Origin of the sequence: Pedobacter polysacchareus (assembly GCF_019802255.1) — a bacterium.
GTDB lineage: Bacteria > Bacteroidota > Bacteroidia > Sphingobacteriales > Sphingobacteriaceae > Pedobacter > Pedobacter polysacchareus.
The window spans coordinates 16,478-43,061 of sequence record NZ_JAHYSS010000005.1; the positions used below are offsets into that span (position 1 = coordinate 16,478).

The 26,584-nt window shown below is 41.3% G+C and carries 18 protein-coding genes; 2 read left to right on the forward strand and 16 right to left on the reverse strand.

Annotation, left to right across the window (positions count from 1 at the left end; genetic code table 11):
* Window positions 1-44 precede the first annotated feature (44 nt).
* Window positions 45-2,402 (forward strand): sensor histidine kinase, encoded by a 2,358-nt coding sequence (locus K7X70_RS14775; RefSeq protein ID WP_222537782.1) that lies wholly within the window; start codon window positions 45-47, stop codon window positions 2,400-2,402.
* Window positions 2,403-2,500: 98 nt separating this feature from the next.
* Here K7X70_RS14775 and K7X70_RS14780 read toward each other — a convergent pair whose 3' ends face one another.
* The 16 genes from K7X70_RS14780 to K7X70_RS14855 all read right to left on the reverse strand — a co-directional run bounded on the left by K7X70_RS14780 (window position 2,501) and on the right by K7X70_RS14855 (window position 23,591).
* The gene (locus K7X70_RS14780) at window positions 2,501-3,919 is read right to left on the reverse strand and encodes an efflux transporter outer membrane subunit (protein ID WP_222537783.1); all 1,419 of its coding nucleotides are present in this window, start codon (window positions 3,917-3,919) and stop codon (window positions 2,501-2,503) included.
* A 2-nt stretch (window positions 3,920-3,921) separates the two neighbouring features.
* Window positions 3,922-7,077, reverse strand: coding sequence for an efflux RND transporter permease subunit (locus K7X70_RS14785; protein WP_222537784.1), 3,156 nt, complete (start codon window positions 7,075-7,077; stop codon window positions 3,922-3,924).
* A gap of 25 nt (window positions 7,078-7,102) precedes the next feature.
* Window positions 7,103-8,287, reverse strand: coding sequence for an efflux RND transporter periplasmic adaptor subunit (locus tag K7X70_RS14790; RefSeq protein ID WP_222537785.1), 1,185 nt, complete (start codon window positions 8,285-8,287; stop codon window positions 7,103-7,105).
* Between the two features lie 124 nt (window positions 8,288-8,411).
* A complete protein-coding gene (locus tag K7X70_RS14795) occupies window positions 8,412-9,170 on the reverse strand; it encodes a LytR/AlgR family response regulator transcription factor (RefSeq protein ID WP_222537786.1) in 759 nt (252 codons plus the stop codon).
* A 10-nt stretch (window positions 9,171-9,180) separates the two neighbouring features.
* Window positions 9,181-10,275, reverse strand: coding sequence for a sensor histidine kinase (locus K7X70_RS14800; RefSeq protein ID WP_222537787.1), 1,095 nt, complete (start codon window positions 10,273-10,275; stop codon window positions 9,181-9,183).
* Window positions 10,276-10,529: 254 nt separating this feature from the next.
* On the reverse strand, window positions 10,530-10,727 hold the full coding sequence (locus K7X70_RS14805; RefSeq protein WP_062547638.1) for a YtxH domain-containing protein: 198 nt from the start codon (window positions 10,725-10,727) through the stop codon (window positions 10,530-10,532).
* Window positions 10,728-10,888: 161 nt separating this feature from the next.
* Window positions 10,889-11,884 carry an MlaD family protein gene (locus tag K7X70_RS14810; RefSeq protein ID WP_222537788.1) on the reverse strand — a complete coding sequence of 332 codons (996 nt, stop codon included), beginning with the start codon at window positions 11,882-11,884 and terminating at the stop codon, window positions 10,889-10,891.
* Window positions 11,885-11,888: 4 nt separating this feature from the next.
* Window positions 11,889-12,662 carry an ABC transporter ATP-binding protein gene (locus tag K7X70_RS14815; RefSeq protein ID WP_222537789.1) on the reverse strand — a complete coding sequence of 258 codons (774 nt, stop codon included), beginning with the start codon at window positions 12,660-12,662 and terminating at the stop codon, window positions 11,889-11,891.
* A gap of 11 nt (window positions 12,663-12,673) precedes the next feature.
* Window positions 12,674-13,483 (reverse strand): MlaE family ABC transporter permease, encoded by an 810-nt coding sequence (locus tag K7X70_RS14820; protein ID WP_222537790.1) that lies wholly within the window; start codon window positions 13,481-13,483, stop codon window positions 12,674-12,676.
* 155 nt (window positions 13,484-13,638) lie between these two features.
* Complete coding sequence (locus tag K7X70_RS14825; protein ID WP_222537791.1) at window positions 13,639-15,813, reverse strand: S9 family peptidase; 2,175 nt, start codon at window positions 15,811-15,813, stop codon at window positions 13,639-13,641.
* A 3-nt stretch (window positions 15,814-15,816) separates the two neighbouring features.
* Entirely contained in the window at window positions 15,817-17,577 is a 1,761-nt protein-coding gene (locus tag K7X70_RS14830) for an LTA synthase family protein (protein WP_255607291.1), read from the reverse strand.
* Window positions 17,578-17,693: 116 nt separating this feature from the next.
* Window positions 17,694-18,371: a hypothetical protein gene (locus K7X70_RS14835; RefSeq protein WP_222537793.1), complete on the reverse strand. Its 678-nt coding sequence runs from the start codon at window positions 18,369-18,371 to the stop codon at window positions 17,694-17,696.
* A gap of 102 nt (window positions 18,372-18,473) precedes the next feature.
* A complete protein-coding gene (locus K7X70_RS14840) occupies window positions 18,474-19,253 on the reverse strand; it encodes an enoyl-CoA hydratase/isomerase family protein (protein WP_222537794.1) in 780 nt (259 codons plus the stop codon).
* A 91-nt stretch (window positions 19,254-19,344) separates the two neighbouring features.
* The gene (locus tag K7X70_RS14845; protein ID WP_222537795.1) at window positions 19,345-21,159 is read right to left on the reverse strand and encodes a ComEC/Rec2 family competence protein; all 1,815 of its coding nucleotides are present in this window, start codon (window positions 21,157-21,159) and stop codon (window positions 19,345-19,347) included.
* 3 nt (window positions 21,160-21,162) lie between these two features.
* Entirely contained in the window at window positions 21,163-23,202 is a 2,040-nt protein-coding gene (locus K7X70_RS14850; RefSeq protein WP_255607293.1) for a helix-hairpin-helix domain-containing protein, read from the reverse strand.
* Window positions 23,203-23,255: 53 nt separating this feature from the next.
* A complete protein-coding gene (locus K7X70_RS14855; protein WP_062547648.1) occupies window positions 23,256-23,591 on the reverse strand; it encodes a MerR family transcriptional regulator in 336 nt (111 codons plus the stop codon).
* Between the two features lie 118 nt (window positions 23,592-23,709).
* Here K7X70_RS14855 and alaS point away from each other — a divergent pair, with 118 nt between their 5' ends.
* Window positions 23,710-26,412, forward strand: coding sequence for an alanine--tRNA ligase (gene alaS / locus K7X70_RS14860; protein WP_222537796.1), 2,703 nt, complete (start codon window positions 23,710-23,712; stop codon window positions 26,410-26,412).
* Window positions 26,413-26,584 lie beyond the last annotated feature (172 nt).

Sequence of the window (26,584 nt, forward strand, 5' to 3'; positions counted from 1 at the left end):
AAGTAAAAATTAAATATTACATTTAGGCTCCGCATGGCAACAAAATGAACTTAGAGAAAAAACTATCTTCCAGTACCAATATCTTATTTAAAAAACCCAAAATTACCGGTGCGGTAATTTCCTTGCTACTGATCTCTTTGATCCTCTATGTATCTAATCAACGATATCAGATGGTTAAAGACGACCAGAGGATGGAGATGAACCGTGTTCTAGAGGTGGTGAGGTACAACGTAGACCAGTCGCTCAAAAACAGCTATACTGCAGCTTTGACGCTGGGTTTAACGATCAACACAGATGGAGTACCTAAGAATTTCGAAGCCGTTGCCGCACAGCTGATCAATTCTAATCCCAATTTACAGGCAGTAGAGATGGTGCCAGATGGGATTATTAAATACATTTATCCTTTAAAAGGGAATCAAGCAGCGCTCAATCTCAATATTCTTAAATTCTCTAAAGAAATTAGCGAAGAAGCCAAGAAAGCTATAGCGGATCGAAAGATGTATTTTGCTGGTCCTTTAAAGCTCAAACAAGGAGGATTGGGGATTGTTGGACGAATGCCTTTGTTTTTTAACAACAAGTTTTGGGGATTTTCTGCTGTCGTAATTAAGCTGGATACCTTTTTAAAGGAGGCAGGAGTAAAGGGCGTAGCTGATAATCGCTATGCCTTTCAGCTGTCGAAGGTTAATCCGGTAACTGGTAAAGAAGAGTTCTTTATGCCGAAAATTAAAACTACAGCTGATGCAGTGGAGGAAAGTGTCACTTTTTCTGATGGCAACTGGAAATTGTATATGAGGAGCATTCCTAGCTACAAACCTTACCTGAAAATCATATTCCCCACTATATTCGCTGTTTTTCTTGCCGGACTTAGTGGTTTTCTTGTCTCCATGGTATTTAAAAGACCTGCTGAATTGGAACGGCTGGTACACGAACAGGCCGATAAATTACTGGAAAATGAACTAAAATTCAAAACGATATTTGATCAGGCAGCGATTGGAATTATGGAGATTGATTCTAATACGGGTGCCTTACTTCATGTCAATTCAAGGCTCTGTAAAATCCTTGGATATTCAGCTGAAGAATTAGTAATGAAGCATTTTCATACCCTGAGTCACCCTGATGATCTGGACAGCGGCCTCAACCATTTTGAGCGAATGGAAAGCGGTGAAATCTCTGAATTTGAACTCCTGAAAAGGTATTTACATAAAGATGGAACAGTGGTTTGGGCAAACCTGATGATCACACCATTATGGCTGCCGGGAACAAAACCAACTAGTCATATTGCAATTGTAGAAGATGTGACGGCAAGAATGGAGGCTGAGCGCATTGCGGTTGAGTACAGGCAGCGCATCGAATCGCTGATCAATACCATTGATGGAATCGTTTGGGAAGCCAATCCTTTTACCTTTGAATTCGCTTTTATCAGTGAAAAGTCGAAAGATATTTTGGGCTATACGAGTGAGGAGTGGCTGGCTTCGCCAACCTTCTGGGTAGACCATATCCATCCGGACGACAGGCAATACCGCCTCCATTATTGTTATTCCTTTGCGGATAAACTGGAGCAGCATGATTTTGAATACCGTATGATCGCCAAGGATGGTAGTATTGTCTGGTTGAGAGACATTGTGAATGTGGTGACCTCCGATGGAAAGGTGGTGATGCTGAGGGGAATTATGATTGACATCACCAAGAATAAACAAGCGGAGAGAGATTTAAACCACTCTTTTGACCTGGTCAATGAGCAGAATAAAAGGTTGCTGAATTTCTCTTATATCGTGTCTCATAACCTCCGTTCTCATACCAGCAACATTCAATCTATTTCTGCCCTGATTGAATCAGCGACCTCTAATGAAGAGAGAAATGAAATGGTCGCTTTATTGAAAACAGTGTCGAATTCTTTGAATGAAACATTACTGAATTTAAATAAGGTCGTCAATATCCAAACAAACATCAATGTCATTGTAGAACCTTTAGTGCTTTATGAATACATCAATAGGACGCTGAGTGTACTGCACGATCAGATTGTGCTGAAAAAAGCCTGTATCCTGAATCAAGTACCGCAAACGGTATTGGTGAATTATAACCCTGCTTATCTGGAAAGTATTTTGCTCAATTTCATTTTTAATGCCATTAGATACAGCCACCCGGAACGGCCACCTCTAATTGAGCTGACTTGTCAGCAGGAGGGGCAAGTGGTACTGAAAATCAAAGATAATGGGATTGGAATGGACCTGGAAAAGCATGGTGCGGAGTTGTTCGGAATGTATAAAACCTTTAATGGAAATGCAGATTCAAGAGGAGTGGGGCTATTTATCTCTAAAAACCAGATCGATGCCATGGGAGGAAAGGTGACGGTAAGCAGTGAGTTTGGTACGGGAACGACCTTTGAAATTTACTTCAAATAGCATTTTTGATATCAATAAAAAAACTGCGACGCTTTAAATGCATCGCAGTCCGGTTATTCAATTTTTGTGTAGTAAACGATGGATAGACGAGGGCTAAGCTATGGGTTGATTCCACCACCTAATGCCGTGTAAAGTTCCACATCAGCAGCCAGTCGCTGGCGTTTCAGATCGCTCAGTTCCAATTCGCTTTGCAGCAGACTTCCCTGGGCAAGAATTACTTCCAGATAAGTAGCCATGCCGCTTTTATACAGCATATCCGCATTTTTAATGGCCGAACGCAAGGTACTTACACGATGCTCTGCCGATACCAGCTGCTCTTTTAATCGGGTTGATTTTGTTAAAGCATCAGCAACTTCGGTCACCGCTAAAAGCACAGTTTGTCTGAACTGTAACACCGATTTTTCCCTTTCTAATTTGGCGATTTCAAACTTGGTTTTTAACAGTCGGCGCTGAAAAATTGGCTGGGTAACAGATCCGGCAACCATCCCAAACAGTGAACCCGGAATGTTAAACCAGTTGCTGGCTTTAAAGGAATTCAGGCCACCTTGAGCGGTAATATTTAAGGCAGGATACATGCTGGCTTGTGCAATTCCAACTGATTCATTGGCGGTACGTAAGGCATACTCGCTGGCCTTTACATCTGCACGGTTGTTCAGTAATGCCACCGGATAACCGGTAGGAATTTGAACTGCCGGACTAATTTCATTCAGTTTTTTTACGCGGTAAACTGATCCTGGGAGTGTCCCTGTCAGCTGACTTAAGGCATTTTCCTGAATGCTGATGCCTTGTTGTAGGGTCGGTACCAATTGCTCAGAACTGAGTTTTTGTGCTTCCGCCTGTTGAACAGCAAGGATGGTGGTTAAACCGGCATACCATTGCAGTTTTGTCATTTGTAAAGTGCTGTCATTTAAAGCAACTGTACGGCGGGCAATGCGCAATTGTTCGTCCAGCATCAGGAGGTTGTAATATCCCGTAGCCACGCTGGAAACCAGTTTGCTGCGGATCAATTTGGAGGCTTCCTGTGTTTGAAGGTATTCGGAAAGTGCTTTACCTTTCATGCGGCTTAGTTTTCCCCATAGCCCAATTTCCCATGATACGTTTAATGCGGCATTATAGTCCTGAATGGTACTCGAACTAAAAAACTGTCCCATACTTAAGCCATTCAGGCTGTTTTTTGACGGCCTGTTGGTATTGGCCTGGATGTTTAAACCCATTTCTGGTAAGAAATTGACTTTTGCTTCCCGCAAACTTTGGTCGGCTTCTTCGATATTTTTCATCGCGATCAGCAGGTCATAATTTTTAGTGTTGGCACTGTCAATCAGCTGCTGTAAAGCATCGTCGTTAAAGAAGGCTTTTGTGCTCAATGTAGCTGCGCTACTGGAATCCGCAGACTGCTGCGCAGCACGGTATTCCGCTGGTAATGTAGCAGCTGGGCGCACATATTCCTTGCCCACCTTGCATCCTGTAATCAGGATGGCAAGGGCAGCGCAGGTATATAATTTATTAGGGTAATTCATGATTAATGAGATTTGACCTGTGGGTCGGTTTCTATTCCCGGTTTCCCGGTTATTTTTTCCTGTAAAGACTGGAATACCACGAAGAGTACTGGAATGATAAACAGTCCCAGAATTACTCCTGCAAGCATCCCACCGGCAGCACCAGTACTGATCGAGCGGTTACCCATTGCTGATCCTCCAGTAGCAATCATCAATGGGATCATACCCGCAATGAAGGCCAGGGAAGTCATCAGGATCGGTCTTAAACGCAGCCTTGATCCTTCTAATGCGGCTGGGATCAGTTCCATACCTTCTTTTCGGCGCTGTAAAGCAAACTCAATGATCAGAATCGCATTTTTAGCCAATAAACCAATCAGCATGATCAATCCGATCTGTACATAAATATTGTTGTCGATACCAGCTATCTTAATGGCAATAAATACCCCTAGTAGACCAGTAGGGATGGATAACATCACTGCTAATGGTAGGATATAACTCTCATATTGGGCAGCCAGCAAGAAGTATACAAACAATAAGCTCAAGGCAAGGATGAATACGGTTTGCGATCCAGAAGATTTCTCTTCTCTGGAAAGGCCGTTCCACTCATAACTATAGCCGTTTGGCAGTTTTTCAGCCAGTAATTTCTCTACTTCATCCATGATCTTTCCATTGCTCACTCCAGGTTTGGCAATCGCATTGATGGTGATGGAATTGAACAGGTTATAACGGTCTACAGACTCTGGCCCATATACTTTTCTTACGGATACCAGCTCACTTGCAGGTACCATATCACCTTTGGCATTCTTCACAAACACCATGTTCAGTGATTCTTTATCCGTTCTGTAAATGCCGTCTGCTTTCACATTGACACGGTAGTATTTACCGAAACGGTTGAAATCTGAAGCCTGAGCGCCACCGTAATATACTTGTATAGTGCTCAGTAAATCTCTTACGCTTACGCCCAACTGTTTGGCTTTTTGGTCGTTCACTTCCAGCTCAAATTGCGGGTAATCCGCTTTGAAGGTGGTAAATGCGACAGCCACGCCATCCACACCAAATAATTCGCCGACAATCTTGTTGGCCACCTGGCTGAATTTCTGCAGGTCGCCGCCTGTACGGTCCTGCAATACGAATTCGACACCACCAATGGCACCGTATCCGGCAACCGGAGGCATACGGAATACACTCACTGTTCCTTCTTTCAGGGTGGCCATTTTTGCATTGACCATGCCTAATACTGCGTCCATATCCTGTACTTCACCTCTTTCTTTTGGTGCTTTCAGCTTCACAAAGCCGAGTCCATACGCCGGACTCGCAGAGTTGCTCATGATGTTAAATCCAGATACACTGGTGGTAGTTTTTACCGATTCAAAGCTTTTGAAGGTAGAGTCTACCTTTTTAATGAACTTGGTGGTGCGGTCTAAACCAGTACCGGAAGGCATCGTTAAGGAGTAAATCATGAAACTATCGTCCTCCATAGGCACGAATCCTTTAGGCGTTGTATTTAGCATCCAAAGGGTAATTCCGGTCACTAGAGCCAATCCACCTAAACTTACCCATTTGAACCTGATCAGCCATTTCAGGCTGCCAATGTACTTTGCCGTCATTCGGTCAAATGAGGTGTTGAAAGCCTGGAAAAAACGCTGAGAAAAACCTGTTTTCTTTCCTTCTTTTTCAGCATGCGGATTCTTTAAGAACAAGGCACACAATGCCGGACTTAAGGTCAATGCATTTACCGCAGAAATCAGAATCGCAATGGCCAGTGTAAAGGCAAATTGCTTATAGAAAATCCCTGAAGAACCTTCCATGAAGCCAATAGGGAGGAATACTGCCGCCATCACCAGGGTAATCGATACAATCGCTCCCGTAATTTCACTCATAGCGGAATAGGTGGCTTCGCGGGCAGTTAAATCGGAGCCTTCCATTTTCGCATGGACGGCCTCCACTACTACGATCGCATCATCGACTACAATACCGATGGCCAGTACCAATGCAAATAAGGTCAGTACGTTTACGGTAAAACCGATCAGTTGCAAAAAGAAAAATGTACCAATAATCGCTACCGGAACGGCAATCGCCGGGATCAGGGTAGACCTGAAATCCTGCAGGAAAATGAATACCACAATAAATACGAGGATAAAAGCCTCAATCAAGGTCGTTTTTACCTGGCTGATGGATTCGTCCAGTCTTTCTTTTGTACTTTGAATGATTTCATACTTGATGCCTTTCGGAAAATCCTTCGCTGCTTTAATCAAAGATTTACGGACTGCAATTTCAATTTCATTCGCATTGGAGCCACTGGCTTGTAAAATACCCAATGTAACCGCGTCCATGCCATCCATTTTTGTGTCACTGGAATAACTGGCAGCACCAAACTCGATCCTCGCTACGTCCTTTAAGCGGAGTACACCACCATCAGCAGTAGATTTGATGATCAGATCTTCGTATTGCTCGGGTAAGTTTAACTTCCCTTTGTATTTTACGACATATTCAATTGCTTCTTTGGATTCTTCTCCGAATTTTCCCGGAGCAGTCTCTAAACTCTGATCTGAAATCGCTTCCGTAACCTCTCTTGGCGTTAGATTGTTGGCCGCCATTTTCTGCGGATTTAACCAGACGCGCATCGAGTAATCTTTGGAACCGAACATCTGTACCTGACCCACACCCTGGATCCTTTTTAGCTCAGGAACAAGGTTGATCTTGATGTAATTTTGCAGGAATTTCTCATCATATTTTGCGCGGTCTTCACTATAAATGTTGAAGTACATCACATTACTGTTTTGCTGTTTGGAGGTACTGATCCCTGCCTGCAATACTTCTGGTGGCATCTGACTGTTGATCTGGGCTACGCGGTTTTGTACGTTTACTGCCGCCTGATCTGGGTCTGTACCTTGTTTAAACACAATGGATACTGAAAAGGAACCGTCATTACTGGCGGAAGATTTCATGTAATCCATGTTTTCTACCCCATTGATGGATTCTTCCAGCGGGGTGATGACAGAACGGATGACCGCCTCAGAGTTTCCTCCAGGGTATACACCCGATACGAAAATGGTAGGCGGGGCAATGTCGGGAAACTGGGTAATCGGCAAACGGGTAAGGCCTACTATCCCCAGGAGTACCAGGAGGACAGAGATCACCGTTGCCAATACCGGCCTTCTTATAATAGATTGTAACATGTGGTTTTTATATTAATGTGGTAAATTATTGAGCGCGGTAAACGCTATCGGCATTTAATGGTTTTGGCTTAATCTCCGCCTCTTCCGTTAAACCATCCAGTCCTGAATACACAATGGTTTCTCCTTTTTTAAGGCCATCTTTAACCAGGTAATTGTTGCCGCTTTTGCCAGAAATATGGAGCGCTCTGCGTTCTAACTTATTTCCTTTTCCTACCAGGTAGACAAAGATCTTATCCTGAACGTCCATTGTAGCGGCTTTAGGCACCATCACTACTTGTTCATGCTGTTCTTCCAAACGGATTTTTCCGGTATTTCCGGAACGGAGTAATCCTTGAGGATTCGGGAACATTGCCCTCAGACTGATCGATCCGGTATTTTTGTCGAACTGACCATCTACCAGTTGAATTCTTCCTTTTTCAGGATAAGTAGTGCCATCGGCGAGTACTAAAGTAACCGGAGGAAGTTTTTTCAGCTTCTCCGTCATGTTAGCTCCTTTAATCTGTGCATTAAACTGAAGAAACGCAGGTTCACTCATGGAGAAATAAGCATACACCTCTTTCGTGTCGGAAAGGGTAGTCATGGGTTCCGGATCGCCTTTGCTGATGAGGTTACCCACTCTTTTTGGGATTTTACCGATGAAGCCAGAAATCGGGGCTTTAATCAGTGTGAAACCGATATTGATCTTTGCCGAAGCGATGCTGGATTTTGCTTGTGATACTGCGGCCTGTGCCTGATTGTAATTCGCTTCTGCGGTACTCAATTGTACTTCAGAAACGACCTTATTCTGCACTAAAGGTTTGATTTTATTCACTTCAATCTGAGCAGTACGTAAAGTCGCTTTTGCGGCTTCCATAGCTGCATTGGCAGTATTTAGTTGTTCCTGATACACACGATCGTTGATTTTGAACAAAGGCTGACCCGCTTTTACATAGGCACCTTCATCCACAAAGATTTTGTCCAGGTAACCGTCTACCTGCGGCCGAATGTCTACATTTACCCTGCCTTCAATGGCAGCACTATATTCATTGAAGGTAACCGCAGATTGCTCCAGCACAGCAATCACCGGGATTTCCGGTGCTGGAGGCGGAGTTCCGCCGGCTTGTTCCTGTCCGGCTTTCGATCCGCAACTGCTTAAAAACAACGCAGGGAAAAGAAGGGACAATAGCAAGAAATATCGGGTATTGTTTCTAAGGTTTGTGGGGAAAAACATCTCTTTTATAATTTATGTTTATTTAAAATGTCTGCAAACATAAAATGTATCCCGCGCGAAAATTCCATTACTTGACCGAAATGGATATATTAGTCGCTGAAACGTAGAAAATCAATAACCGAAATTATCGGTCGAGCCAGGCCTTAAACTGTCCGGACTTTTCTTTGCTAATGATGATTTCACCGGCAAGCGGGTTTTTCAGAATGACTTTTAGTTTGCCATTGAAATAGTTATGGATGGAGTAGATGCTGTTGATGTGAATCATGTGCTGACGGTTGGCGCGGAAAAAGCAAACCGGATCTAACTGATCTTCCAGTTCATCCATCGTGAAGGGTACAATCAGATCTGTCTGGTCGTCCAATACCAGGTGTGTGATTTTATGTTCAGAATAAATGTAATCAATGGAAGAAACAAGAATGGTTTTGTAACCATCTTTATAAGGTAAAAGGAATCTGGACCGGTATATTACAGATTTTGATTTGATGTAATCTACCAATTGATCCAATGCTTTATTGGGATTAGTTTCCTGTATAATATGATCGTACATACTCAAAGCTTCCTTTAGCTCGGCCTTTTCTACGGGCTTAAGCAAATAGGCAAGGCTGTAAATTTTAAAGGCACGAAGCGCATATTCGTCGTAAGCCGTCGTGAAAATGACCGGGCAGTGAAGCTCTACTTTCGGGAAGATTTCAAAGCATAAACCATCTCCCAATCTGATGTCCATCAGAATTAAATCAGGATGCGGATGTTGGGTCAGGAAATTTACGCTTTCTTCTACACTGCCCAATACGCCCATAATATGCACGTCTTCTCTCAATTCCGCCAGTAATTTAATGAGTCTGTTGGCATTGGGTTTTTCGTCTTCGATGATTAGAATATTCATATTTCAGGTACTATAATGGAAGTAAAGGTAAGTAAACGGCAAAAGACTCTTCATTCTCTAAAATGTAAGGTAGGTCTTCCGACAGTAAGGCATACCTGCTTCGTATATTTTGTAAGCCGATACGGGCTGAAGGAATGGAAAGTTTAATTCTCTGCAGGTTATTGCTCACCACAATATGGGAATCGGTATTGTAAATTTCTATGAGCAGCGGACTGCTTTTTGTGGCTGCATTGTGTTTGATCGCATTTTCAATCAGCAGCTGTAAGGTGATGGGAGGTATACCGCGGTCATCGTCATTGTTAATGTCTACGGAGACAATCACATTTTCTCCATAGCGGATCCTGATGAGGTATAAATAAGCATCTACAAATTTGAGCTCTTCTTCCAGGGAAACGATGTCTTTTTTAAGATTGGCAATCATATACCGATACACCCTCGATAAGTTTCTCAGGAAAACCTCTGCTTTTAACTGATCTTCAGAAATCAGTTCCGAAAGTGTACTGAAGTTGTTGAACATGAAATGAGGATCAAGCTGCAGCTTTAGGGATTGAAGCTCTGCCTGCATGGCTATTTCTTTGAATTCTGCGGTTTTTAATTTCAGTTCTGTGGCCTCCATCATGGTGGCCGTCCACTTTTGTAAAAGGAAGTTTCCGGTAGTTACAGCACTGATCAGGATCCCCATAATCACACATACATAGACGAATTGAATGCTGTTCAGTTCCTCTTCAAAAGTTGGTTTTTCTTTATACGTGTAGACTAATGATCCGATATAATACAAGAGAACCATCAAAATGATGACAAATACGATTTGGGTGAGGAGTTGGATACTGAAGCGCATGAATGGACGCTCTGTCCATGGAATTACTTTATCCAGCATGGAAGAATTGAATACACTCAGTTCAAAAATCAATACACAGAACAGTAGCGTTAAACTTGCGTCTGTAATGATTTCCAGGGTAGGTCTCTCAAAATAGAGCTGGTAATAAGGGCTGTAGGGATTGAGAAAATAAGACAATAAATTCAGCACCACAAAGATCAAAGGAATCGTAATGAAACGAAGGTGTCTGTTTAAGGGTTTAGAAAGAATTGTGCGGGGTTTCAGCATATTTCTTATGTGATGATTTTAATCGGCAAAATACATAAAATGCGCTTTATATTAGAGGAATAGAGGAGGAGCTCGATTGCTTGCCTGGTTTTGGAACAAAAATAATAAATACAGCTGGGAGGCGATTGCTGAATTTCACCCAAGCTGACCAAATAGGTAACCCAAGCGGAGAAATGAATTACCCAACTGCTGGGAAAAGCAAAATCCACTAGTGTTGATTAGTGGATTTCGTTGATTTTTAGAGTTAAGGCTGTTTATTCCTGATAAGGATCTGTAGTTTGACGGTATTGCTGTTTCAGGTCATTTCCAAATTCTTTCGCTTTATCCAGCCATTCCGGAGCCTGTTCTGTCAATTCGTCGACAAGGGATTTTCCGTTGGTGCCTTTTTTTGTGGCATATTTTACAGCCCCATAAACTGCTGCACCGATAAGTAGAGATTTGAGTAGGCCCATAGTGGTATTTATTTTAGGATTAATTGCTTCACTATAAAAACAACACAAGCGTCCAATAGTTTTGCCTTTTACAAAACAATAGATTTACATGTTACAGAAAAGGCCTGCTCCAGCTGTTTGAAAACAACAGGAACAGGCCTTTTTATTTTTAGAAACCTGATTTAAGGTTGTACTGCCGTTTTTGCGGCCTCAGCTTCTGCTTTCGCTTTTTTCTTGAAGAAACCTCTCAACAAAAAGTTATGTTGTAAAGCTTCCATGTTTTGATCCAGTTTCTTGCTGCTGCCTTCCAGATTTTGCATGATCACTCTGATTTGATCTGCTGCTTTCTGGTCGTTTAATAACAGGCCAGCGGCGTTGTCACTCTGGTTTAATTTCGAGCTGGCTTTATTCAGGTTATCTGTTAAAGCTGCGGCAGAACTTGCTGTTTTCTTTAACTCATTAACTGAAGCCTGTAACTGTGAGAATACCAGGGTATCGGTCAGCATCTTATCTGCTAATCCACCTTTAGTATTCATCTTTCTGGTGAAAGTATTCAGGTCTAAGGCCATTTTATTGGCTGCCTCTGTAGTCACTTTTAAATTCTGTACAATCGCTTTAAAGTTATCCGCAATCTGCTGATCTGCTAGTAAAGCACCTGCAGCACCTTTTCCTTCTACCAGATTTTTAGCAAGAATTTTAAAGTCTGAAGTGACATCTACCAGGTTTTTATTGTTCACCTGGAAAGTTTTCATAATGTCATCCGTAGAAAGTGCATTGCTGGCTTTTAAGCGGTCTCCTTCTTCTACGAATGGAAATTTAGGCGTACCACCAGTTACCACAATGATTTTATTACCAATCAATCCATCAGAACTGATGGTTGCGGTGGCATCTTTATGAATGTATTTATGTGCTTCTTCTTCAATACTTAAAAACACCTGTACCTGTGAAGTGCCAAAGAACTGGATTTTTTTGATGGTTCCGACTTTTACGCCTGAAAACCAAACATTGTTCCCTGCCTTTAAGCCCTGGATATCATTAAAAACAACATCAACAGTAAAGCTTTTTACAAATGTCTTTTTCTGGCCTCCCAACGTAAAAACTCCTAATACAAAAATGAGTAGTCCAAGGAATACGAATACTCCTACTGTTACTTTGCGACGCGTGTCTGTTACCTGCATATTGTTATTGTATAAAATTATAATCGTAAAATGGTTTTACCCGTTCATCATTGGTATTGAATACCTCATCAAAAGTTCCCTGACGTTCAAATTTGCCATCAAGTAACATGGCCACCCGGTTTCCTACTGCTTTTGCGCAGGTAAGGTCGTGTGTGATCACGATAGAACTGGTATGGAATCTTTCCTGTACTTCATTGATCAGGCTATTGATCTCTAAACAAGTAATCGGATCTAATCCTGCGGTAGGCTCATCATATAACATCACTTCCGGTTGAAGGATCAATGTTCTGGCAATGCCCACCCTTTTTCTTTGTCCACCAGAAAGCTCCGATGGCATTTGATTGATGGTTTGAAGTAATCCCACCGCATCAAGCACCTGCTCTACCGCAATGTTCACTTCTCCTTTTGTCAGATTTCTCTGGTTCCTCACCAAAGGGAATTCCAGATTTTGCCTCACGGTCATACTATCGTACAGCGCACTGTTTTGAAAAGAGAAACCAACTTTCAGCCTTAGGGCCAATAGCTCTTTGTAACTAATTTCATCCACCATCTGGCCGAGTACCTTGACGGCACCTTCATCTGGAGTCAGCAGGCCAACAATAATTTTTATCAATACTGACTTTCCTGTTCCTGATTTCCCAAGAACCACTAAGTTTTCACCTCTGTAAAGATCCAGGTCGACGCCTTTAAGGACGTCGTAGGTGCCAAAAGACTTGTACAGTCCTTTGATCTCTATTACCTTTTCCTGATCCATATTGGTGGGTTTCTTTTGTTCCATTATTTATAAGATCAAGACCTGAATAAACCAAAAAATTGTACCGAAATCACCTCTTCAATAAAGATGAGGAACATCCCGATCACTACTGCGGAGTTGGCCGCTTTACCTACGCCCTCAGTTCCTTTGGAAGAATTATAACCCTGATAACAGCCTACGATTCCAATGGTAAAACCAAAAATAATGGCTTTAACGGTAGATGCGGTGATGTCTAAAAAGGTAATTTGTTCTAAAGAAGCCTGGAAAAATGCTCTTGCACTGGTGTCCTCGAATAAGGAAACGTTGAGCAGGGCACCTAACATACCTACCATTGCGGTATAAAAAGTAAGGATAGGAATGGTGATGGTGGAGGCAAGGACCCTGGTGGTTACTAAAAATTTAAAAGGGTTGGTGGCCGATACTTCCATGGCATCTATTTGTTCCGTAACGCGCATAGATCCCAGCTCTGCACCAATACTGGAGCCTACTTTTCCTGCTGCAATGAGCGAGGTCAGGAGGGGAGCAAGGGTTCTGAGTAAGGCAATGCCGACTAAAGAAGGCAGCCATGAGGTGGCACCAAATTCTGCCAGTGAGGGTCTCGATTGCTTTGTAAATACAATTCCTGTGATAAATCCGGTTAGGGAGATTAAAGCCAGGGAGCGATATCCGATGTCGTAACATTGGCGCATCAGTTCTTTTCCTTCATAAGGAGGAAGAAATCCTTCTTTGAAAAACCGCGTGACGAACTGACATACGTCATAAAGTGTCAGGAACATCCTGGTGAACTTTCCAGGTGGCTTGGCTTGTTTTTGTAAAATGGCTGGATTTTCAGCTTTGTTATCCATTAATGTGTATCGATGTGTTCAGATAATAGGTGTTATAACAGAGATGTGCAACCCTTATCAAAATTTGCGCCATATTAACGATATTATCCCGATTAAGGTGTTTTAGTAAAAAAAAATGGCCTGTAAATTACAGACCACCCTTTAGATTATATGAATTATTTTCCTCCCGGAGGACAGTTTTTCTTAAGAAAGTCGGTGTAAGTCAGCGATAAATGCTGGAAAGTTCCATCTCCTTCACTAATGCTGTGCGTACGGTTAGGATAAGACATCATTTGAAAAATTTTACCGTATCTGATCAGCTCATTGACTAACATTTCGGCATTCTGGTAATGCACATTGTCATCTCCTGTACCATGAATGTACAATAAATTGCCTTTGAGGTTTTTCGCATAGCTGATCGGTGAGCCTTTTACATACGCTTCTGTAGTTTTCAAAGGAGAACCCATATAACGTTCCTGGTATACATTATCATAAGTCAGCTGATTGGCTACTGCTGCAATGGCGATACCTGTTTTGTAAATCTCAGGATATTGAAAAAGCAGGTTTAAGGTGGATGATCCACCACCACTCCATCCCCAAACAGCAACCCTGTCTTTGTCGACAAAATTCCATTCCAGGATTTTCTTAGCAGCCATAGCCTGGTCACGGATGTTTAGAGTACCAATAGATTTATAAATGCTTTTACGCCATTCTCTGCCTTTTGGAGCAGGTGCGCCACGGTTTTCTACAGAAATATAAATGTACCCGTCTTTTGCCATATCCCCATTGTACAAGAAATTACGTCCTGCACCATAAGTGTCCGTTACAGTTTGTGAAGCAGGTTCGCCATAGACATAAAATACTACCGGGTATTTTTTTGTACGGTCAAAGTTGTCTGGTTTTTTCATCCAGCCATCCATCGTCACGCCATCTTCAGTCGTTACTTTAAAGAATTCTACCGGATTTTTCTGCGCCCTGATTCTACCCAGCTGGTTGGTGATGCTCCCTTCCATTGTGAAAGGATTTAAAGTAGTCAGCTTCATCCATTCCGTAATGGTAGGTACAGTTGCACTTCCATAACTGTGGCGTGCAAACATTCCATTCGGAGAGATTTCATAATTGTGCGTTCCCGGAAGAATAGATGGCGTCACCATTTCTGGTTTGCCGCCACCACTTAATTTGGTTTTATATAAATACTTCTGAGTCGCATTGTCTGGAGAGGCCATGTAATAATACCAGTTGTTTTTCTCATCCACCAAAGCAGTTTCGATCACATCAAAATTGCCTTTTGTGATCAGCGTTTCTTTTTTCCCATCTTTACTGATGCGGTATTGATGTCTCCAACCGTCTTTTTCACTCGACCATAGGAATTCTTTTCCATCATTTACCCAATTCCATCCCTGACCAACGTCGATCCAGGCTTTATCAGTTTCGGTATAAATGTTTTTTACTGCTCCAGATTGTGCATTGGCAACAAATAGTTTGCTCTCATTTTGTTCTCTATTCAGCTGCTGAAGGATCACCTCATTGGTGTTAGGAATCCAGTCCATTCTAGGGATGTAATTCTGAACCTCAGAACCTGGAACGCTCAGCCATTTGGTGGCTGCGGTATTAATGTCTACGATACCCACTTTACAAGCCGATGGATTTTGTCCTACTTTAGGATATTCTACCGGTACATTGAAGGAATAAATCGAATCGGTATTGTTGATCATCAAAAAGTTTCTGATGTTGCGTGCATCTAATTGCCAATAAGCAATTGTAGTACCGTCAGGGCTCCATCTGAATCCATCCCTGCAGTCAAACTCTTCTTCATACACCCAGTCGAATGTACCATTGATGATGCGGTCTGTACCATCTGTAGTCAGTGCTTTTGTGCTGCGGGTAGCCAAATCATCTACGTAGATGTTGTGCTTGCTTACATAAGCCACTTTATTTCCATCAGGTGAGAACTTGGCAAACATCAAAGAAGATGCAGGCTGGTCCTTACCGATTTTAATCATTTCTTTTGTTTTCAAATCAGCTACGAAATAATCACCTCGGGTTTCATACCTCCATACTTTTTTGCTATTCGTATACAACAGGATTTTAGTCCCATCGGCAGAAATCTCAAAATCTTTAATGGCGCCTAGACCTTTATTGGCATTGGCATATAAGAAACTCGGATCCAGGATGAGTTTTTCCTCATTTTTAGGTAGGGTAATGGCTACAATACCGGATTCCTTAATCTGGTAATAGGAATTGCCATCTTTGGCCCATCTAATGTCCGATTGCTTTTGTGCATAGCTTTGTCCGAAACTTCCCAGAATAAGGAGGACTGCCAGTTTAAAAAAGAGGTTTTTTAGGTTCATTTTTTATAGTGCTATAAATTGCTGATATACTTTTTGAAGGTAAGCTTTCGCCAGGTCTAACCGTTTCTCGGTACCTTCCTTGTCCTTGTCGTTACTGTTGAATAAGGTCATTTTTCCTACATTATCAAAGGTAACACATTGTTCATTATCAATAAAGCCCATGCCATTGTCCCAGCTAAAATAAGCGAAAGGTTTGGTATAAGGGTTCAATAGGTTTTTACTCCATTGGAATTCTTTAGCAGGAATATTTAATTGTGCGAGTAAAGTGGCGGCAATGTCTACCTGTGAGCCAACATTACTGTATTTCTTCCCTCTGAACTCCTTTTTGATCACTTCTCCGAAAAACAGGAGTGGAATGTGGTAACGTCCAGGTGTAGAAATATCGTGACTTTGCTTAGGCAATAAATGGCCGTGATCCGCCACGAATATAAATAAGGTATTGTTGTACCAAGGCTGCTTTTTAGCGTTGTTTAAAAAGGCGTTGATACAGGAATCTGTATAGTAAGCGGTGCTTTTAAACTGCTCCACGTTATTGGCATTACCAAATTTTGATTTCCCAGGTAGGGTATAAGGTTCGTGATTGGTTAGCGTCAGCAAAGTAGAATAGAAAGGTTGTTTTTCTTTATTCAGGTCTTGCAGCTGCTTGTCAAAAACGGCTTCATCATATTGTCCCCAGAATGATTTCGGTGCATTTCCTGAGAAGTTGTTTTTATCAATGAGCTTTTGATAATCATGACTGAGGATAAAAGCTTTGTAATTGTCGAATTCGGACTCCCCTCCATAATAGAAAGAAGTATGGTAACCATTTTTGGCCAGCGAGCTGGAAATGGCAGGTAATTTTTGCAATTTCTCCGGCCATTTTACAATGCTGCCTGCAGCAAGGGTAGGGAAACCCGCGAGACTGGCAATAAGGCCTTTATCGGTGCGGCTTCCAGCAGCAAATAAATTGTCAAATAACACCCCTTTATTCATTAAAGAATCAAAATGTGGGGTAATGCCTGGTTCATTGCCAAGCGTCTGTGTAAGATCGGCAGTGAAACTTTCAATAATCACCATGACCACATTGGGCCTATCGGTGGTTAAAATTGCCGTAGTGCTGTCTTTTTCTACTGCATGCAGGTTTTGAATCAGCTCATCTGCTTTTTTAGGATCCAGGTATAAATAAGGATTATGACTGGTCATTTTTTCGGAAAGTGTACTTCTGATCAAGTTCCACTCTGTATTTACTGCAGCATGATTGAGCAATTGTTCCTTTGAAAAGTAAGCCATACTTTGTGTAATCGGTGAGCCTCTAAAGCCTCCGCGGATAAACATAAAAGTAAGTACAAGAACCAATATTGAAATTAGGCCGCGCAGCCAGATTGGGGATTTCTGAAAAGAAAGCTGTTTGGGGATCAATTGCTTTTGTAAGAAATATCCACCTCCAATGAGCATTATCAATATCAATAAAGATAGTGCAATCGGGGAGGAAGCTCCTGAAGCCATAGCCTCTCCGGGCGAAGAAAAAGCAAAGCCAATAGCTTTGGCATTCACTTTAGTTCCCCATTCCCGGTAAATGTTAAAGTTTACAATGGAAAGTATGCTGAATATCACCAGCAATACTAAATTATAAATAGAAATCCATTTGATGTTTACGGATTTCCAGCCAGTAAACAGCGATACGATATAGCCTAAAAACGGAATGACAGCAAGGTATGCCGTCATCGATAGGTCTAATAGTAAGGCCTGGTAGAAAGTAGCCATGGTTTCCGATAAAGGAACCATGGCTAGCTTTTTATGGTAAATTAGAAGAAATATTAAACGGTCTGTAAAGAAAAATAGCAACCAGAAAATATAAAATCTGATAAAAAAAATAAGGCTTCTAAACATTTTAGTGAATGCTATTGACCTCCACCTTGCATTTGCAGGATTTCTTCCATCGTTTTCACTTCATATCCTTTAGGAACGTCTAGGCTGAAAGGGCCTGTTTTTTCTTCTACCAGGCTTTTTATAGTAGCGGTAGATTTTACACCTCTATTGAAGCTGGTAAATTTAACTGGAGTACCTTTTACACCGATGAAATCACGACCTACTAAACCTGAAGGAAGTTCAATATCGTTGGTTGACCATAATTCGTAAGTGTTTCCTTTGTCGTCCTTATAGGTATATTTCTCAGTATTGTAGTTTAAGATCATTTTCTTCTCGCCAGTAGCTTTGAAATCGCTGAACTTAGGGTTGTTTTCTTTCTCTTTTTCGTAATCTGCTTTAGTACCCTTTACAGCAAATTGCATTTGTGCAACCGGAACATCAATCAGTACTAGTGAATTTAGGTCTACAATATCGGCAAGTACTGTAATCGTAGCCGGACCTTGCTGCATTTCCATTCTGGATATGTTGCCATTAAATTTGATTTTAGATTCCGTAGGAAGCATGGCAGCCATAGGTTGCTGTTCAGAAGTAAGTGCATACTCCATTCCGAAAGTAACAGTTCCTTCGGTGATTTTCTTTTGGGCGTTTGCGAAGATAGCTGAACTTACAAGAATTGCAGCTAAAACTCCGGTTTTGATAGATTTTAACATATAATAGTTTTTAGTGTTTGTACTAATTTGATACGTATTTAAACTGTTTTGATAGGTGCTTCTTTCGATTTGATACGTGTACTGATGAATTGAATGATTTGATTACCATTGTATTTTCTCTTTGCTGATAAAGGCAGCAATACCTTTTTTGAAATCTTCACTGTCTCTCACCCTGGCATTGATCTGAACCGCCAGTGACAGACAGCTCTCTAATTGAGGGTTGGTGGTCTGACCAATCAGTTGCTTCGTTACCATTAACGAATTGGCGGAAGTTTCCGTACACAAACTTAGTGCAAATTCTTTTACCTTCTGATGAATGTTTTCTTTGTTTGTTACAAAAGTGATCAATCCATAGTCCAATGCCTGTTGTGCACTGAACAGCTCACCTGTTAACAGGATTCTTTTGGCAATTGTTTCAGAAGTTTTTCTAAGTAAAAAACAGGAGACAATCGCAGGTACAAATCCAAGTTTTACTTCGGTATAACCGAAATTGGCTTCCGGTACTGCGAAAGTAATGTCGCATACGGTAGCCAGTCCGCATCCACCGGCAATGGCATGTCCCTCTACCTGGGCAATCACTACTTTGGGTAAGTAATAGATGGTAGTGAATAAACGCTTTAAATTTTCAGAGTCGGCCAGGTTTTCTTCATAACTGTTTTGCTGGAGCTGCTGTAGATAAGCGAGATCGGCACCTGCACTAAAGGTATTGCCGTTTGCTTTTAAAATAATGACTTTTACCTCATCGTCTTCTGAAGCCTCGATCAAGGTTTCCCTAAGCAGTGTAACCAGCTCCGGATTTAAAGCATTTCGCTTTTCCGGGCGATTAATCGAAATGGTGGCAATGCGTTGCTCAACAGAATATAAAACTAATGGCGCTGTCATAGGTCTGGGGGTAAGTTTCTTTTGCTTTTCTAATCAAAAGTAAATAAAAAGCAAATCATTGTGGTTAAAACGGAAGGAATTGGATGAAGATCTAAGGTGGTAGCGGAATGATTTTTAAAAACCGGATTTGATGGTACGCCAATACAGGCTGAATGAAATACTGAAAAGCATCATCTTCTTGTTTTAAATGTGTGTAAACAGTAGCTTGCTGGGCAAAAATATAAGCGATGGCTTGCTGTTTTGGGATCTCAAAACGGATGATTTCCTGCTGATGGTATCGCATGACTGCTGTTCTGCTCAGCGAAAATTGCAAGACTAAGAAAAAAGAAAAAGCGGCCATCAATAATCTCCAGTTGCCATTTACAATGGCCATAGTACCTAAAGTTAAAAAAACAGATAACAGGAGTAACTCCACTTTATTGATCCAAATCCCTGACAAAACGGAATAAGGAATTGCCGCAATAAATTTCAATCCAGTATTGTTGAATTGAATTAGCCAGCTGAGCACAGGAGCCAGAAAATCCAGACCTGGAATCAGCAGTAAAATCCCAAGGTACATGATCAAGGTGACGGGAATTAGAATAAACAGGTTGCCCAGCAGGAATAAAAAAGGAAATTGATGGAAATAATAGATAGACAGCGGAAAGGTGAACAGCTGTGCTGCTAATGACATAGAAATTATTCCCCATAATTTGCGGGCCCATTTATTTTGTATAGTCCAGCAGTCCTGGAGCTTGGGCTGTAAATATAAAAGACCAAAAACAGCTAGAAAAGAAAGCTGAAAGCCGACATCCCAGATTAAAAAAGGGTCATACAGCAGCATAGCAAAAGCAGCAAAGGATAAGATGTTATATTTATTTGCAGGCCTGGAGTATGTTTTTCCAACTAAAAATATAGAGATCATGATGACTGAGCGTAATACGGAAGGACTGCAGCCTGTTAATAAGGCGTAAAACCACAATAAGCCAAGGATGAGGAATAGCTTTATATATTGAGCGTTCCTTTTTTGGTTAAGGAAAGCTAGGGCGTAGTTTAAAATGAGATAAATTAAACCTACATGCATCCCGGACACTGATAAAGCGTGTATGGTACCCGTTTTGGAATAAATGGCCAGTATTTCCTTACTAAGATCGGCCCGATAACCAAGGATCAGCGTAGAGGCCATCGCCACAGCTTCATTGTCCTGTAGCAAGGATTGGTAGCGCTTGACTTGCTTGACTCTGAGGGCAATCGCAAATTTAAATAATTCATTTCCAGATTGCAGACCGAGTTTTATTACCTGATTTTGCAGTAAGAAACTTTGGTGTCTAATATTTTGTGCGGCCAGCCAGGCCTGATAATCAAATTGTGCAGGATGAAAAGAGGACTTGATTGGGGTGTAGCTGGCTGGAATCAGCAGCTCTTCCCCATAGTTGATGGCTAAAGGTTGCCTGTGATCTAATTTAATAGCGACCATTATTTTTCCAGATGCCGTTTTGGCCTGTAGCATGTGTTTCCCTTGATTTCCCAGCTGTTCAGTAAAATAAACTGACTGGATCTGTCCTTTGAATCTAAGTATCCCTGTTTTTTGGTAGGGTTCGTCCATCACCTGGATCTTTAAATAAAGGTTTGATGATTTAGAGAAATCGTCTGACTTTAAATTATTTTGATGGTGGTAGCACAACAAGCCACCGAAAAAGAAAAAAAACAATTGAAAAAGCAAGCCAGTTCCTGATTTGAAGCGATACACTTTAATAATGTTATAATAGTTGTTCAGGAGCAGCAGCAGGCTGAGTAAGCTTAGATTGATTCCGATCAATAAAGGTAGGAAGCCGGGATATTTAAAATGATAGAAAACTACAATTCCTAAGGTGTAGGGTAGGAGTATTCTGGGGAATACCTGTTCCGGCTGGGCTGAAATATCCATGTCTTAAAATTGATGACGGATTAATAATTTAACCGCGGATTTCATATTTCCATTAATTTCGTCCAGCCCGGAACCGATGAATGCTTGATGCGGGTAATAATAGAGGTCATAACGGCTCCAGAGGTCTAACTTTCTCCATAAACGGTACCGGAGGTTTAAAAAAGTGCGGATACCCTGTCCGTAATATCCTCCGGAGCCAGAACCATATAAAACATCAGCTTCGTAGGCATAAATTCTAGACTGATAGGAAGGGGTATTAAAATAGGCCAGACGGATGTTCCCTGATATTTTTGAATGCATGGGCGTATAATAAATGTCCTGATAAATCAGGTATCCGAATTCTTTAAGCAGCTTTCCTTTTTGATATTGAATCAGTTCTATCCTTTGTACTGTGCTGATTTTTTTATGGAATTTCCAGTTACAGTCTAGTCTGAAACTAGTTTTTAGGAGTTTTTCTAAAGAGCGGACCGTATTTACTGCTGCGGGATTTTGCTGTTTCTTTTCGGTTTTAAAGCGGGCCGTTACTTTAAACTGTTTAGTCGGACTATAAACCAATTGTGCTAGCGTTTCATAGCCGCTGGAAGCCGTATCTACCCGGTACTTCTTTTCGGGGAACTTAAAATAATCCAGATAGAGCGCAAATTTCCAATGTGGATGTGGCAGGTAATTGATACCGAGGTAAAGCCCTTTTTCATTGCTGCTTGTGGTGTTTTCTCCAATTGCCTGGCTAAAGAAATTTGCATAATCTTTGTCGTATTTTCGATATAGCAGCACCATGGAGATAGATTTAGAAAGGTTGGTCATCGCTCCTTGTAATCCTGCCCATCCACCGGGAAAGCTTTTTGCCAGTTCTCCATAAAAGTAAATATTTTGAAAAGCGACATTATAGTGGAGGCCGATGTTGCCTAGCTTTCTTCCTTCAAAGCCATATTTTTGGTAACTGCTGCTGTCTCTGGTGAAAGTCTGATCAAAGCGGGTCTGGTAAGCAGAAAAACCCATGTTTAAGGAATTACTGAGGTATTGTAAAGTGGCTCCATATGCCTCCTGTGCAAGCTGCTTCCTGTTTCTGATCTCTGCAGCATTTCGGTGCAGTCCGCTTTCTGAAATACTGCTTAAGGTATATTTGCCGTACTGATCTGTTTTTAAACTTGCATCGCGTTTTCTGATGGAATAAAAGGGGGTAACGAAGAGGTTTTTGGGTAATTTCAAAGTACTGGCAATGCCCCGGAAAAAGGTGCTTTCATTAGAGGAGGTATAAGGTTTTAAGCCCAGGTCTTTACTGGCCAGGCTAGTTACATCAGGCCCTTTTCCCAATGAAAAACCAGACCAAAGCGTCAGTCCTTGTCCGAATTGCAAGGTGTAATCTCCTATGACCAGCTTTTGAATACTTCGATAATTAAACAAGGCGAAATTTCCGGAAACAAAATCAATGGGTACCGGCTTTGTACCGATGGTTTCACCGGCATCTTTTTTCATTAACAGGGAAAATGCACCAATTTTAGGATACTGGTATTTATAACTCAGCAGCAGTTTATCGGCGGAGCCCAGGTACCTGCTGCCCGGTAAATCCCGGAAGCCTTTTTGCCGTTCAAGTGTTCTTCCATATCGAAATAGCAGTTGCTGTTCCGCTTGCTGGTAAAGGTCTTTGAATTTTAAAGAAGCAAAGCGATTTACTGGAATGAGGGTGACAAATGGAAGCATCTTGTCAATTGTGATCAGGTCGAAACCAGCAATAGATTGCAACTCGAGCAGATCCAATAATTTTCCATTGAGCAGTAGGTGCTCAAAAAAATTGCTGACCTGCAAAGGAGATAGCCAGAATAGTTTTTTCAACTCTTCCGCGTTCGTATGGTTCAGGTCTATTGGATGTTTTCTGAAAAAATCAAGCTGTTCTTCAAAGGCAGAAAGATCTTCCTCTTCCTTTCCGTTTTCGGCCAGGTTTTCCCTGAGTTCCATCACTTGTTCTTCTTCCTGTGCCTGGACAGGTAGCCATGGATAGCCGATAAAGAGGAGTAAATACAGGAATAGTGAGTAGGACATCATGATGCCTAATCACTATATTATTTATTTAATAAAAGAATAAATTAATCTTTAAATTATATTTCTTCGTTTAACTTAAGTAAGAAATCTTTCAACTTCTCCAGAGAAGCAATGATCTTTTGGTTTTCTTTTACTTCAGAAGTGTTGTTTTTTAAGTGCTCTTTGGCGCCTTTAAGGGTGAATCCTTTATCATCTACCAGGTGGAAAATGATCTTTAGATTTTCAATGTCTTCAGGAGTGAATAAACGGTTGCCTTTTTTGTTTTTCTTAGGCTGCAGTACATCAAATTCTTTCTCATAAAAGCGGATCTGAGATGCATTTACGTTAAACATTTCGGTCACTTCGCCCATCGTATAATACATTTTATTAATTTCCCGTTCTTTGTAAGGCATAGTTTGATATTGATTATTAGTGGTTTACGGCATTTATATAAAGTATTCAAATGTAAAGGGATTTTAGTAGAATACCGCAATAAAATTTTAATTTTGTTCACCACTAATAAGGAGAAGGATGACAGCTAAGGAAATCAGACAGGCATACTTAAAATTTTTTGAATCAAAACAACATCATATTGTTCCATCTGCACCAATTGTAGTAAAGAACGACCCTACTTTGATGTTCACCAATGCGGGAATGAACCAGTTTAAGGATTTGTTTCTGGGTGAAGCACCGATTAAATATCCGCGTGTAACAGATACACAACGTTGTTTACGCGTTTCTGGCAAACATAATGACCTGGAAGAAGTAGGTATTGATACCTATCACCATACGATGTTTGAGATGTTAGGGAACTGGAGCTTTGGAGATTACTTTAAGAAAGAAGCCATTTCCTGGAGCTGGGAACTTTTAACAGAAGTATACAAAATCCCTAAGGACAAATTATATGTGTCCATCTTTGAAGGAGACGAAAAAGAAGGACTGCCAAGAGATACAGAAGCGTACGAGCTTTGGAAACAATTTGTGCCGGAAGACCGCATCATATTAGGAAATAAAAAAGACAACTTTTGGGAAATGGGCGATATGGGACCTTGCGGTCCTTGTTCAGAGATTCATGTGGATTGCCGTTCAGCAGAAGAACGCGAGGCAGTAAGCGGAAAAGACCTTGTAAATGCCGACCATCCTCAGGTGATTGAAATCTGGAACAATGTATTTATGCAGTTTAACCGTCTTAAAGATGGTTCATTGCAGCCTTTACCAGCGCAGCATGTAGATACAGGAATGGGCTTTGAGCGTTTGGTTCGTGTATTACAGGAGAAATCTTCAAACTACGATACCGATGTTTTCCAGCCAATGATTCAGGTGATCGCCAAACATTCGGGTGTGGTATATGGTACAGAGGAGAAAACAGACATCGCCATGCGCGTAATGGCGGATCATATCCGTGCTATATCTTTTGTAATTGCGGATGGTCAGCTGCCTTCAAACAATAAGGCGGGTTATGTGATTCGCCGAATTCTTCGTCGTGCAGTGAGGTATGCTTATACTTTCTTAAACCTGAAAGAGCCATTTTTAAACCAATTGGTTCCAGTTCTGGCCGAGCAGTTTAAAGGTGTTTTTGATGAACTTTATTTACAGCAGGATTTTGTGCAGAAAGTGGTATTGGAAGAAGAAGTTTCCTTCCTGAGAACTTTGGCTACAGGAATTCAGCGCTTTGAAAACTTCACGAAAAAACAAGGAGAGCTGTTGATGTCTGAAAATGCCATTGAATCTGAGAAATCATTCGATGACAATTGGGTATACAGCATCTTAAAAGACCAGATGGTCATTCCTGGAGAATTTGCTTTCGAACTGAATGATACTTATGGCTTCCCAATCGACTTAACGGAGTTGATGGCCAGAGAGAAACGTTGGTTGGTAGATATGGAAGGGTATAATAAGGCCTTAACCTTGCAGAAAGAAAGGTCAAGAGCGGCAACTGCAGTAGATACCGGCGACTGGATCATGGTGAATTCCGATCTGGAAACGGATTTTGTAGGTTATGACGACTTCGAAGTAGAAACGAAAATTATTAAATACCGTAAAGTGAATGCGAAAGGGAAAGATCAATACCAGATTGTATTGAGCAAAACACCTTTCTATGCAGAAAGCGGCGGACAAGTTGGTGATACCGGCAGATTAGAAGACCATAGCAGATTGTTCTTTGTTGAAGTTACTGATACGAAGAAAGAGAATGGCGTGATCGTTCATTATACCGATACTTTACCAGAAGATTTAGACGGTTTATTCTGGGCAGTGATAGATGAAGACAAGCGTTTATTATCTCAGGACAATCATACCGCAACTCACTTACTGCATGCAGCTTTGAAAAAAGTGCTGGGCAGTCATGTGAATCAAAAAGGTTCCCTGGTAAATCCTGATTACTTACGCTTTGACTTTTCTCATTTCGCGAAGATCAGCGAAGAAGATCTGGCGCAGATAGAGCACCTGGTGAATCAAAAAATCAGAGAGAATATTCCTTTGAAAGAACAAAGAGATGTGCCTTATGAACAAGCCATTTCAAGTGGGGTAACTGCTTTGTTTGGAGAGAAATATGGCGATTTCGTTCGTGTAATTACTTTTGATGACCATTATTCTAAAGAACTTTGTGGTGGTACACACGTAAAGGCTACCGGGCAGATTGGTTATTTCAAAATCATTTCTGAAAGTGCTGTAGCCGCTGGTGTAAGACGTATCGAAGCCATTACAGCGGATAAAGCAGAAGCTTTTATTCTAGAGCAAAATAGAGAACTGAACGAACTTAGGGCCTTGTTAAAAGGGAATAAAGACCTGAAAGCCGCAGTATCTTCTTTATTGGAAGAGAATGCCAAACTGAAAAAAGAAGCGGAAAAAGCAGTAGGAGAGCAAAGTGCTAATTTGAAACATGAAATTGTTCATCACCTGAAAACCATCAATGGTGTAAATGTGATTGCTACTCATGTCGATCTTCCGAATGCCGATGCGGTGAAAAACCTGGCTTTCTCTGTGAAAGATCTGGTAGATGACCTGTTATTGGTGTTCACCACTTTAATCGATGATAAACCGGGGATCACAGTGATGCTTTCTGAGAACCTGATTAAGAGCAAAGGTTTAAATGCCTCCAATATCGTGAGAGAGCTGGCTAAAGACATTCAGGGTGGTGGCGGTGGCCAACCATTTTATGCAACTGCCGGTGGTAAGAACAAGGATGGTCTAGCTACAGTTTTAACCAAAGTAGAAGCGCTGATTCCAGCATAAATTATTGTTGCCGAAAGGCTAAAAAAACTTTTTAAAGGAGCTGTCTATAAAGATAGCTCCTTTTTTTTATTTTAGAAACAAATGAAACTATATTGAAATGTTTATTTCTATATTGATTTTGGTAGATTGGAAGTGATCATGAGGAATGGTCATAAAGCATGCTGACCTAAAC

Coding starts and splice junctions, on each gene's coding strand:
- K7X70_RS14775 (WP_222537782.1), top strand. CDS start 45: ATGAACTTAGAGAAAAAACTATCTTCCAGTACCAATATCTTATTTAAA.
- K7X70_RS14780 (WP_222537783.1), bottom strand. CDS start 3,919: ATGAATTACCCTAATAAATTATATACCTGCGCTGCCCTTGCCATCCTG.
- K7X70_RS14785 (WP_222537784.1), bottom strand. CDS start 7,077: ATGTTACAATCTATTATAAGAAGGCCGGTATTGGCAACGGTGATCTCT.
- K7X70_RS14790 (WP_222537785.1), bottom strand. CDS start 8,287: ATGTTTTTCCCCACAAACCTTAGAAACAATACCCGATATTTCTTGCTA.
- K7X70_RS14795 (WP_222537786.1), bottom strand. CDS start 9,170: ATGAATATTCTAATCATCGAAGACGAAAAACCCAATGCCAACAGACTC.
- K7X70_RS14800 (WP_222537787.1), bottom strand. CDS start 10,275: ATGCTGAAACCCCGCACAATTCTTTCTAAACCCTTAAACAGACACCTT.
- K7X70_RS14805 (WP_062547638.1), bottom strand. CDS start 10,727: ATGGGCCTACTCAAATCTCTACTTATCGGTGCAGCAGTTTATGGGGCT.
- K7X70_RS14810 (WP_222537788.1), bottom strand. CDS start 11,884: ATGCAGGTAACAGACACGCGTCGCAAAGTAACAGTAGGAGTATTCGTA.
- K7X70_RS14815 (WP_222537789.1), bottom strand. CDS start 12,662: ATGGAACAAAAGAAACCCACCAATATGGATCAGGAAAAGGTAATAGAG.
- K7X70_RS14820 (WP_222537790.1), bottom strand. CDS start 13,483: ATGGATAACAAAGCTGAAAATCCAGCCATTTTACAAAAACAAGCCAAG.
- K7X70_RS14825 (WP_222537791.1), bottom strand. CDS start 15,813: ATGAACCTAAAAAACCTCTTTTTTAAACTGGCAGTCCTCCTTATTCTG.
- K7X70_RS14830 (WP_255607291.1), bottom strand. CDS start 17,577: ATGGTTCCTTTATCGGAAACCATGGCTACTTTCTACCAGGCCTTACTA.
- K7X70_RS14835 (WP_222537793.1), bottom strand. CDS start 18,371: ATGTTAAAATCTATCAAAACCGGAGTTTTAGCTGCAATTCTTGTAAGT.
- K7X70_RS14840 (WP_222537794.1), bottom strand. CDS start 19,253: ATGACAGCGCCATTAGTTTTATATTCTGTTGAGCAACGCATTGCCACC.
- K7X70_RS14845 (WP_222537795.1), bottom strand. CDS start 21,159: ATGGATATTTCAGCCCAGCCGGAACAGGTATTCCCCAGAATACTCCTA.
- K7X70_RS14850 (WP_255607293.1), bottom strand. CDS start 23,202: ATGATGTCCTACTCACTATTCCTGTATTTACTCCTCTTTATCGGCTAT.
- K7X70_RS14855 (WP_062547648.1), bottom strand. CDS start 23,591: ATGCCTTACAAAGAACGGGAAATTAATAAAATGTATTATACGATGGGC.
- alaS (WP_222537796.1), top strand. CDS start 23,710: ATGACAGCTAAGGAAATCAGACAGGCATACTTAAAATTTTTTGAATCA.